The organism is Pontibacterium sp. (genome assembly GCF_041587635.1).
In the GTDB taxonomy this organism is placed as follows: Bacteria; Pseudomonadota; Gammaproteobacteria; order Pseudomonadales; family Balneatricaceae; genus Pontibacterium.
The window spans coordinates 1-5,221 of record NZ_JBFGYC010000278.1 but is presented as its reverse complement, the minus strand read 5'-3'; the positions used below and the strand labels follow the sequence as shown (position 1 = coordinate 5,221).

Sequence of the window (5,221 nt, the reverse complement as noted above, 5' to 3'; positions counted from 1 at the left end):
GGGTATACTCGTTTTGTGGGTTGCTGAAGATGGCTTTGGCATCTCCGCTCTCCATCACATCACCGTGTTGCATCACCAGCAATTTATGGCTCAGCGCTTTAACGACTGCCAGATCGTGACTGATAAATATGTAACTCAGGTTGTACTTCGCCTGAAGGTTACGCAGCAGCTCTACAATCTGTTTCTGTACGGTACGGTCCAGTGCTGAAGTAGGTTCGTCGAGGATTATCAGTTCCGGTTTCAGTACCAGTGCGCGGGCAATACAGATTCGCTGGCGTTGGCCGCCGGAAAATTCATGCGGATAACGATGGCGGGTATCCGGGTCCAGACCGACCTCATTCATCACGTCGATAATCATCTGGTCCCGCTCCGATGCGTGACCAATATTATGGACCGCCAATCCTTCTGCGATACATTCTGATACTGACATTCGTGGGCTCAGGCTACCGAACGGATCTTGAAAGACCACCTGCATGCGCCGACGCAGGGGTTTCACCTGCTTTTGATTCATCGTAGAGATGTTGATACCGTCAAAATGAATACCGCCTTCACTGCCCAGCAGCCGAAGCAAAGCCAATCCGAGTGTTGTTTTGCCGGAGCCGGACTCACCTACAATGCCCAGTGTTTCTCCTTGCTTCACTTCGATGGAGATTTCGTTAACGGCTTTTACATGATCAACGGTGCGTTTAAAGAATCCCTGTTTGATCGGAAACCAGACCTTCAGCTTGTCTGTGCTGATCAATGCCTCGCGCTGTGCAGGCAGGGGCGCTGGATCACCGCTAGGCTCCGCCGCCAGGAGCGCACGGGTGTAGTCGTGCTTCGGTGCCGCAAAGAGCGCCTGACAGTCACTGCTTTCTACTAACTCTCCCTGATACATGACACACACATCATGCGCGTAGCGGCGCACGATATTCAGATCGTGGGTAATCAGTAGAATGGCCATGCCCAGCTTTTGCTGCAGATCCTGCAGTAACTGCAGGATCTGTTCCTGGATCGTGACATCCAGCGCCGTGGTTGGCTCGTCTGCGATGAGCAGTTCCGGGTCGTTTGCCAGCGCCATTGCAATCATGATGCGCTGACGCTGACCGCCAGACAGTTCGTGGGGGTAGCTTTTAAGCCGATTTTCCGGATCTGGAATACCCACCAGATCCAGCAGTTCGATAATCCGCTCACGTACTTGATTGGCCGTATTGGCTTTGTGTAGCAGTAAAACTTCGCCGATCTGTTTTTCCACGGTATGCAGAGGGTTCAGTGACGTCATCGGTTCCTGAAAGATGATACCGATACGGTTACCGCGAAGGGTGCGCATTTCACCCTCATTTAGCTGTATCAGGTCCAGACCCTGATAAAGTATTTCGCCACTCGGATGGCTGGCTTTGGGGTAAGGCAGTAAGCGCATAATAGACAGTGCGCTGACAGATTTTCCAGAGCCTGATTCGCCAACCAGTGCCAGTGTTTTACCTTTAGGGATATCGAAGCTGACATTCTTGACCGCATTCACTTCAGCGCCATTTTGGCCGAAGTTTACGGACAGGTTTTTTACGCTGACCAGTTTATCGCTCATCGTTACACTTTCCTTGGATCAAAGGCATCACGCACTGCTTCACCGATAAAGATCAGCAGGGTCAGCATGGTTGAAAGCACAACAAAGGCGGTGATCCCCAGCCAGGGTGCGTGCAGATTGGCTTTGCCCTGGGCGACAAGTTCACCCAGAGATGGCGAGCCGGGTGGCAGGCCAAAGCCCAGGAAATCCAGTGCCGTTAATGTGACGAGCGAGCCATTAAAGATAAATGGCATAAAGGTCAGGGTGGCGACCATGGCATTGGGTAATATATGGCGGAACATGATCAGGTTGTTGTCCAGACCGAGCGCACGTGCGGCACGCACGTATTCAAGGTTACGGCCGCGTAGAAACTCAGCGCGCACCACATCAACCAGGCTCATCCATGAAAACAGCAACATGATGCCAAGCAGCCACCAGAAGTTGGGCTCGACAATGCTGGCCAGAATGATCAGCAGGAACAGGACCGGCAGGCCTGACCAAATCTCGATAAAACGCTGAAAGAACAGGTCAATTTTACCGCCATAGAAGCCTTGCACAGCGCCGGCAATCACTCCGACCACGGAGCTGAGCAGGGTCAGCACCACTGCAAACAGGATCGAAATACGGAAGCCATAGATGACGCGGGCGAAGACATCTCGTGCCTGATCATCGGTGCCCAGCAGGTTCTCGGCAGAGGGAGGCGAGGGCGCCGGGGCCGGGAGTTCATAGTTTATGGTGTTGTAGCTGTAGCGGATGGGGGCCCAGATAATCCAGCCGTTTCCGTCCTGTTCGATCAACTCCTGAACGTAAGGGTCTTTGTAATCAGTCGGGCTTTCAAATTCACCACCAAAGACGGTTTCGGGATAATCGGTCAGCAGTGGGTAGTAAATCTCATCTTTGTATTCCACCAATAACGGTGAATCGTTGGCGATAAATTCTGCAAACAGGCTAGCAAGAAACAGCGCAAGGAAGATCCACAGGGACCAGAAGCCCCGTTTGTTGGCGCGGAAATTCTCAAGACGACGTGTATTCATCGGGCTCATAATCAATGCTCCCGGCTTTCGAAGTCGATGCGTGGATCAACCAGCACATAGGTGATATCGCTGATCAGTTTCAGAATCAGGCCCAGCAACGTAAAGATATAGAGTGTGCCAAAAATGACCGGATAGTCGCGGTTGATAACCGATTCGTAACCCAGGAGTCCCAGGCCATCGAGTGAGAAGATGACCTCTATCAGCATGGAGCCGGTGAAGAAAATACCGATCAGGGCGGATGGCATGCCCGCAATAATCAGCAGCATTGCGTTGCGGAAGACGTGTCCGTAAAGCACCCGGTTTTCGGTGAGGCCCTTGGAGCGGGCCGTTAACACATACTGTTTGTTAATCTCATCGAGGAAACTGTTTTTGGTCAGCATGGTGAGGGTGGCAAAACTGCCGATCACCGATGCCAGCACCGGTAAGGAGATGTGCCAGAAGTAATCTTTGATCTGTCCCCACAAACTGAGTTCATCGAAGTTGGACGATGTCAGTCCCCTGAGTGGGAACCAGTCCCAGTATGTCCCACCGGCAAAGAGCACGATCAGCAGGATCGCAAACAAGAAGTTGGGGATCGCATAGCCGATAATCACCGCGGTACTGGTCCATACATCGAACGAACTGCCGTCCCGCACGGCCTTGCGAATACCCAGTGGTATGGAGATCAGATAGGTGAGCAGGGTTGTCCAGAGGCCCAGAGAGATGGAGACTGGGAGTTTTTCGACAATCAGATCGGTGACTTCTTTATCGCTGTATAAGCTTTTTCCGAAGTCGAACACCAGATAGCTTCCAAGCATTTCGATATAGCGCTCATGTGCGGGTTTATCAAAGCCATAGAGCTCTTCAATCTGACGCACCAGTTCAGGGTCTAAACCTCGGGCACCACGAGACTGGCTATCGCCGCCGTTGGATTGACTGCCATCGGAGGCGATATCACCCGAACTTGTGCCACCTACACGGGCAGTGGCACCCACGTCTAAGCCTTGCAGCTGGGCAATTGTCTGCTCAACCGGGCCGCCGGGGGCGGCCTGTACGATGATGAAATTGATGGTAAGAATCCCCAGCAGCGTGGGGATGATGAGTAGCAGGCGTCGCAGTATATAAGCGGCCATCAATTATCCTTCGTTTTCATCGCATCCTGTGTGACCCACCAGGTATCAAAACCCAGCGCATAACGTGGCCGTTGTTCAGGCATAGCAAACTTTTTCCAGTAAGCGATGCGGTATTTATTGATGTGATACTGAGGAATGACGTAATGATTCCATTGTAGTACACGGTCCAGTGCACGGGTACGCAGGACCAGCTGCTCGCGATCAGGTGCTTGTATCAACTGTTCTACCAAATAGTCCACAGCGGGGTTCTGGATGCCAATGGTGTTACGGCTACCGCTGCTATTCGCCATGTCGGAGTGCCAGTAATCACGTTGTTCGTTACCCGGCGAGCTTGATTGACCAAAACTACCCACGATGACATCAAAATCAAACGCACGGATGCGGTTGATGTACTGGGATACATCGATGACACGGATGCTGGCTTTGATGCCCATCAGCTCCAGATTACGGATGAAGGGTGCGACAACACGTTCAAAGGCAGGCTGTACCAACAACATCTCAAACGTAAACTGCTCACCGGTCTTATCGTTGATCAGCTTGTTGTTCTTCAGAGACCATCCGGCGTTGATAAGCATACGCTTTGCTGTACGCAATTGACGGCGGATCTTGCCGTTTCCATCCGTAGTGGGTGCGCGATACACCTTGGTAAATACTTCGGGCGGCACCTGATCTTTGATTGGCTCCAGAATTTCAAGTTCTTCTGGTGTGGGCAGTTCGGTCGCTGCCATCTCTGAGTTAGAGAAGTAGCTGTGGGTTCGCGTATAGGCGTTGTAGAAAATAGCGTTGTTGGTCCATTCAAAATCAAAGGCGTATGCCAGTGCTTGTCGGACTTGCGGGTCTGAGAATTTGTCGCGCCGGGTATTCAGCACAAAGGCCTGCATGCCCGTAGGATTTTCGTGGACAAGTTCCTCTATGACGGCTTTGCCGGAGTCGAATGCGTCACCCGTATAACCGGTGGCCCAGCGTTTGGAGCTGTTTTCCTGACGGAAGTCATATTCGCCCGCTTTGAACGCTTCCAGGGCAACAGTGCCGTCGCGGTAGTAGTCGTATACCAGCTCGCCAAAGTTATGCCGTCCGCTGCTGACCGGCAGGTCCTTACCCCAATACTCAGGGTTACGTTTGAAGGTGACGCTGCGGCCGGGATCAAATCCACTGAGGGTATAAGGGCCGGAACCGATGGGGATATCCAGACTGGGTTTCGTGAAATCCCGTCCCTCCCAGTAATGCTTAGGCAGTACCGGGACTTCACCCACAATCAGTGCTAACTCGCGGTTCAGGCTGTTTTTAAAGTTGAATTTTACCGTCTTGTCATTGGTCGCTTCGATGGTGTCGATATCAGCGAAATAGGCGCGATAAAAAGGGGAGCCCTGTTCACGGAGTAGCTTAAAGCTATGGATGACGTCATCGGCGTTAACTGATTCGCCGTCGCTGAATTGGGCGTTGGGATTAAGATGGAACGTGATCCAGCTACGATCATCTGCAACCTCCAGCTTCTCTGCGAGCAAGCCATAGAGAGAGAAAGGCTCGTCTTG

Annotated in this window: 4 protein-coding genes; all 4 read right to left on the bottom strand. The window is 52.2% G+C overall.

What is annotated here, in order from left to right; genetic code table 11:
- Positions 1-1,564 (bottom strand): ABC transporter ATP-binding protein (locus ABYW01_RS13385; RefSeq protein WP_372833491.1); only part of this gene is annotated, 1,564 nt, incomplete at its 3' end.
- A 2-nt stretch (positions 1,565-1,566) separates the two neighbouring features.
- Positions 1,567-2,592: an ABC transporter permease gene (locus tag ABYW01_RS13380; RefSeq protein ID WP_372833488.1), complete on the bottom strand. Its 1,026-nt coding sequence runs from the start codon at positions 2,590-2,592 to the stop codon at positions 1,567-1,569.
- Positions 2,589-3,689 (bottom strand): microcin C ABC transporter permease YejB, encoded by a 1,101-nt coding sequence (locus ABYW01_RS13375; RefSeq protein ID WP_372833487.1) that lies wholly within the window; start codon positions 3,687-3,689, stop codon positions 2,589-2,591. The genes ABYW01_RS13380 and ABYW01_RS13375 overlap by 4 nt, the downstream gene beginning before the upstream one ends.
- Positions 3,689-5,221 (bottom strand): extracellular solute-binding protein (locus ABYW01_RS13370; RefSeq protein ID WP_372833484.1); only part of this gene is annotated, 1,533 nt, incomplete at its 5' end. The genes ABYW01_RS13370 and ABYW01_RS13375, both read right to left, overlap by 1 nt.